Genomic DNA, 5291 nt, shown 5'->3' on the forward strand with positions numbered 1-5291 from the left:
GTGGCAGTCAAGCGCGGAAAACGTGGATTGTTTAGGACTGGAACGTTTGGATGTATCAATGCAGGCTGTAATGGTGCTGCTAATATCCTTCGCAAAGTAAAGGGAAAGTTCAAATCTAATTTGAGCGGACTTATTAGAGGCACAATGAGCAGCGCCCATCAGAATTAGGCTTTGGTCTAAGGCTGTGCAAGAATCCCCGTGTCTTTAGACATCGGGAGTGTCAAATCATCGGACAATCCCCTGTGTTCCCACATCTTGAGTACACAAAACCGGCGATCGCCGAAAATTTAGTTGGAAGAGGGTTTGGTCTCCAAACCCCTACATCTGGGAAAAAGAGGGTTTGGAGACCAAACCCCTACATTCCATCACTCTTTTTCGTTATTAAATTTACCACCTTGACAGTGCTAGGTTTTGAGGAGTTAAAGCCCAAATAGTGCGAGTCTTGTAGGCATTGGACAATTGTTTTAAGGAGTGGGAGCATCTTGCTCCCTTCTCCAAATAAAATAGGGAGCAAGATGCTCCCACTCCTTCAATTCTAGGGTGATCCTGATTGAGACGGCCCTACCACATCCGGATTCAGAGCAAGACCGCTTTCCACCCGAAAGCGGTCTTCTTCTGATCCAGGGAAAGCCACAGAAGTAGAATAAACAAGGAAAACTGCCGAATTCTTGATAGAGCTTAATTTACAATGTCAGATTCTACTTCCTTGCGCGATCGCTACTTCCAATTTATCGATACCATCGTAGATACGACCCTCAAAGGCAAAATTCGCTCCGTTGAGCAGGTCTATCAAATGCTGGTCCAAGAAATTGACAGTGGGACTGGAGAAATCTTTGAGCGATGCCTAGCCGATCGCCTCAGTGCCACTCAATATAAACTCGATCATGAAACCGATGAGTTGAAAGCCGCCAAAGCCAGTCGCATTCACCGCGCATTACAAACCATCGAAAAACAATGGGAACGCTGGCAAAAGGAAAATCGAGTCAAAGATGCGATCGCCTCCGCTGCCGATCGCATCATCCAAGCCGAACCCTATACTCGCCTGTTTGCACTCCTGCGCGAGATTGACCCCAATCAACCTGAAGTTCTCACTCTCGAACAACAGCGACAACTTGCCAAAACCCTCACGGATAGACTCGATAGCATTGCCAATCCCGAACTCCACCTGGAAGTTGCACCCCTAGCAAAAGGACTGCAACAAGGCTTACAATCCTGGCAGCAGATTGAACCTCACCTGGTTAGTTGGATCTATGAACAAGGCAGAGGACAACTGGGATTTGGGGGAATTCCCGGACAGAATGGACCCTGGGCATTATGGGCCAAACAACTGAATCGGCCCTTTCCCCAAGCCCTATTTACAACCCTTTCGTTCAATCAACCACTCCTCAACTTTCTCGATCGCCAACCTGATGTCGATGTGAGCGATTGGGTTGAACTGACGGTGATTTTGCAGGGGTTGCAACGGGGGTTAGTGGTTTGGTTCGATAAAATGGTCTATGACTCCAAAGTTGGAGCAAAGCTGTCGATTTCAACCTATCTAACCTTTGCCCTGATTTGGTCTCAATTAGCCAATGCAGTCCATCGGAGCACCCGCTTCAATTCCAATACTCGCGATCGCTTCACAAATGCTTGCTTTCAAGTGACGTTACAGATTTTACGCGCATTTTCTCAGCGGGATTATTTTCCCCTGTATGGGGGGATATTTGCCGCATTTACTGGGGAGTATCTGCGCGGTGCATTGCAATATCTGGATGAACCCTTGCGACAGGTGGAAGGAACTCAGGAAAAGGCGCGTATTTTGACCTTGCTGGGTTATTCTATGCGGGCAATGGGAAATTTTGAGCGTTCTATTGCTTTTCATCAACAAGCCCTGGATATTGCCCGGGAATCTGGCGATCGCCGCTGTGAAATTGCCAATCTCAATCATATCAGCCGCAGTTATGTAGGGCAGAAAAATTATGCATTGGCGATTGATTGTAGTCAGCGCGCCTTAATCGGGTCCCGGCAAGAGGGGGAACGGTTGGGAGAGGCTAATGCTTTAGCGAATCTGGGATTTAGTGAGGTGTTTCAAGCCCGGGAACAGGGAGAATTGGAACCGGAGGTTTATGAGGGGGCGATTCATTATTTGGAACAAGGATTACAGCTTTCAGATAAGTTAGCCGATCGCCAAAGTCAAGCGCTATGTCGCAGTAGTTTGGGGATTGCTTATGTGGCGATCGGCGAGTATCCCAAGGCGATCGCTAACTTATTGAAGGGATGGGAATCGGCCCAAATTTCCGGGGACCTTTACCTTCAGGGTTTAAATTTAGCCTATTTAGCCCAAGCTCACTATCGTCAGCAAAACCTGAAATCTACCCTTTATTTTGGCGGGTTGGGAATGTATCTGCTAGAGCAAATTGAGGCTCAGGAATGGCGGCAAAGTGCGGGATTACTCTCGATTATCCAAGGTCAAATGGGGGCACAAGCGTTTCAGGGTTTGCTAGAACAACATCGCCCACGAATTATACCGGCGATCGGAGTCGATGGATATGATCATATTTTTCAGTTGTTAGAAGAGTATCAGCGATCGCTGGAATAATTGCTCCGTTCAATGTTATATCCCTTTTCCAGTGGTCCATCCAGCTTGGAATTGGCCTCTGATTGAACTGAGAGGAAGTGCGAAGGCAATCTCTTCGCACTTCCTCTTTCAATTTTTGAGATTGCGGCGGTCTTGACTCGTTTTCTCATCTGTGTTCTTCTCAGAAAAGATTACGGTTCTACCGTCACTCGGGTTCCCAGGTCTACCTGGGCATATAACGACAAAATATCCTGATTTCGCATTCGGACGCAACCATGAGAAACCGCCTCTCCAATTAGTTCTTCATTGGGAGTACCATGAAAACCAATTAAATCCCTTCCGTCTGTCCAAAACCCAATCCATCTTGCTCCTAAAGGATTATCTGGCCCTGGATAAACCAATTCACCCGTCCAAGGATGCTCCCAGATTGGATTCCGTTGCATTTGCATGACTTCATATTGGCCGGTAGGCGTTTCCCACCCTTCCTTGCCAACGGCGATCGGATAACTGGTTTGGAGGCGATCGTTACGATACACATAAACGCGACGTTCGCTCAAGCGAATCACTAAATGAACTCCCTCAGTCACCCTTTCAGGATACAGTTCCTGCTCAAAGGGAATAAATTTAGAATATTCTCCTAACGGAGGTAACTCAGGGTCTAGAACCGGCAACCATTCTAAATCAGGAATTGGGAGATTTCCCACGGATATTTCTGTCGGGACACCGCTTCCCCACGCGAGGGATGGCATCGACAGGAGTAAAACTGCCGCACTGATGGTAAGGCGCATAAACTTTAACAATAGAACTTCTCCTTGCACCATTCCTTTATCTTTAATTCCTAACAAACCCGGACTACACATTTCCTGAAAAACTGATATTATTTTATTCTATAGCTTGACCTGATTTGAACTCAAGCCTCAATCCCTCGGATCTTAAAAAACCCATCGGTATTGATGCTAGGGGTCCAACCTCTACCTATTGGTAGATGAAAGCTCCAGCACCGGACGGGTAGAATTATGCCAGGGTTCCGGGAATAGCAGCTAACGAATGTGTAGATCCGATCGCGAGGTCTAAATCAAAATCTCGTTAAATAAATCGTGTTAAAGTGAGGATGTCATGCGGATGAAAAATATGAAAGTCTTAACAGGTACAATGTTGACCCTGATACTCTCGGGAGTATCGGTCTCGCCAGCATTGTCTCGGCCAGTCGCTCCAGTTGGGGAGAGCCAATCCATTAGCCAAGCTAACCCCAGTATGGTCCGAGGTACCATTCAAAGCATTCGTAACAATCAAGTGAGCATTCGTCTCCCCAATGGCGAAACTCAAGTCGTTGAGATTTCGGAAAGTGACAGAAACCGTCTGGGGTTGCTCCCCGGAATGGAAATCGAGGTAATGTTAGATGATACAGGGATGATGGGGACCCAAGTTACCGTCCTCAATTCAGATGATCGAGTAACCACCACAACCACCTCGACCACCACGACCACAGCCCCGATGACCACGACTACAGCCCGGACTATCCGGGTTGCGGGGGACGTTGTTTCTTGCGAAGACACCACCTTACAGGTTCGGCTTCCCGATGGCGGAATCCGTAGTTATATGATAGGTCGGGATGTTTGTACTCAAGCTGTCATGAGTCCCGGTCGTCGGATTGAATTCGACATTGACGATCGCAACATGGTCTCTAACATTCAGCAACCTGTGCGCGCACTCTGGTAAATAAAATCAGGAGTGAATCTTCTCAGCTAGAACGGTTCAATTAAAACGGTAAACTTAAGTGATGTCCTTGGTACAAGGGGCATCACTTTTTATTAGAAATCCCTTCACCCTATTACAATCCCCTTGACTCCCAAGCGGCTCACTTCACTTGAGGGTGAACCGGGCCTCACTTCGCGACCGGCTTTTTCACCTCACCCCTAGTCCGAAGGCAAGACAGGGTGTTTGGCCCAATTGGGACGATGAGGAGGATAGGCAAGTTTGTAGTAACGACTTCAGTCGTTATCCCCATCTCCCTCCCTCCCCTACCCTCGGACTAGCGACGTCTCGGCCAGGGAATATTAGGATCCGCTGCCAGAGAACGAGCTACCGCCGCCGCGCCTAACTGATTCAAATGACTAGGGTCCTCAAAATGCTCATTCCGATTCAGCCTCTGGACCGTGGACAGATCGCGCCAGAGAAACGCTTGAGCGCTCATGCGGCGCATATACTGGCGGAACTCGACCTCCCTGGCGCTGCGGGTGGCATCTAAATAATCATCAGTCAGGGGTAGATTAACAATCACCAAGGGAATTTGACGCGATCGCGCAAATGCTGCCACAGACTGCAATGCCGAACCTTGAATGCCACCCAATTGAAAATTGGCATAATCCCCATCATAGCGACCGGCAACCCGAGACCGTTGTCTATAGTAGCGACTGGGATTGAAGCGAGTCGCAACCGGGTGGAACCCGTAGGCATCAATTGCTAGACCCAGGGGACTCAATCGCCGGACTGCCGTAGCAATCGTCGATGAGATCCTGTTTTGCGACCCGGTGATACAGGATGAGGAGTTCGAGCACTCCACGGTTTTATTCTGAGCAGATTCCTGCCAAACGACGGGAGAGAATGAGTCCTTTACCCCCGTAGAATCAGAGAAAGCCTGCAAACTCATCGGTTGAAACTGGTATTCTCCCGGTAATGAGCTGGCGATCGCCTCCTCTAGGGTCCCCGAACTCAACTGAGGACGCACCCCAGA

3 protein-coding genes and 1 pseudogene are annotated in these 5291 nt (G+C 48.5%); 2 read left to right on the forward strand and 2 right to left on the reverse strand.

Annotated features, from left to right (window positions below; translation table 11 throughout):
• Nucleotides 1-688: 688 nt before the first annotated feature.
• On the forward strand, nt 689-2578 hold the full coding sequence (locus J0895_RS12160; RefSeq protein ID WP_207088357.1) for a tetratricopeptide repeat protein: 1890 nt from the start codon (nt 689-691) through the stop codon (nt 2576-2578).
• Nucleotides 2579-2748: 170 nt separating this feature from the next.
• Here J0895_RS12160 and J0895_RS12165 read toward each other — a convergent pair whose 3' ends face one another.
• A complete protein-coding gene (locus J0895_RS12165) occupies nt 2749-3417 on the reverse strand; it encodes a L,D-transpeptidase (RefSeq protein WP_207088358.1) in 669 nt (222 codons plus the stop codon).
• A 292-nt stretch (nt 3418-3709) separates the two neighbouring features.
• Here J0895_RS12165 and J0895_RS12170 point away from each other — a divergent pair, with 292 nt between their 5' ends.
• Nucleotides 3710-4276, forward strand: a complete 567-nt coding sequence (locus J0895_RS12170; RefSeq protein WP_207088359.1) for a hypothetical protein — start codon at nt 3710-3712, stop codon at nt 4274-4276.
• 313 nt (nt 4277-4589) lie between these two features.
• Here J0895_RS12170 and J0895_RS12175 read toward each other — a convergent pair.
• Nucleotides 4590-5291 (reverse strand): annotated as a pseudogene (locus J0895_RS12175) (hypothetical protein); the annotation flags it as partial.

Source organism: Phormidium pseudopriestleyi FRX01 (assembly GCF_017313335.1).
Taxonomy (GTDB): Bacteria; Cyanobacteriota; Cyanobacteriia; order Cyanobacteriales; family Laspinemataceae; genus Laspinema; species Laspinema pseudopriestleyi.

What these genes read in the sequence shown, in the direction of transcription:
- J0895_RS12160 (WP_207088357.1), top strand. Translation starts at nt 689, where the DNA reads ATGTCAGATTCTACTTCCTTGCGCGATCGCTACTTCCAATTTATCGAT.
- J0895_RS12165 (WP_207088358.1), bottom strand. Translation starts at nt 3,417, where the DNA reads ATGTGTAGTCCGGGTTTGTTAGGAATTAAAGATAAAGGAATGGTGCAA.
- J0895_RS12170 (WP_207088359.1), top strand. Translation starts at nt 3,710, where the DNA reads ATGTTGACCCTGATACTCTCGGGAGTATCGGTCTCGCCAGCATTGTCT.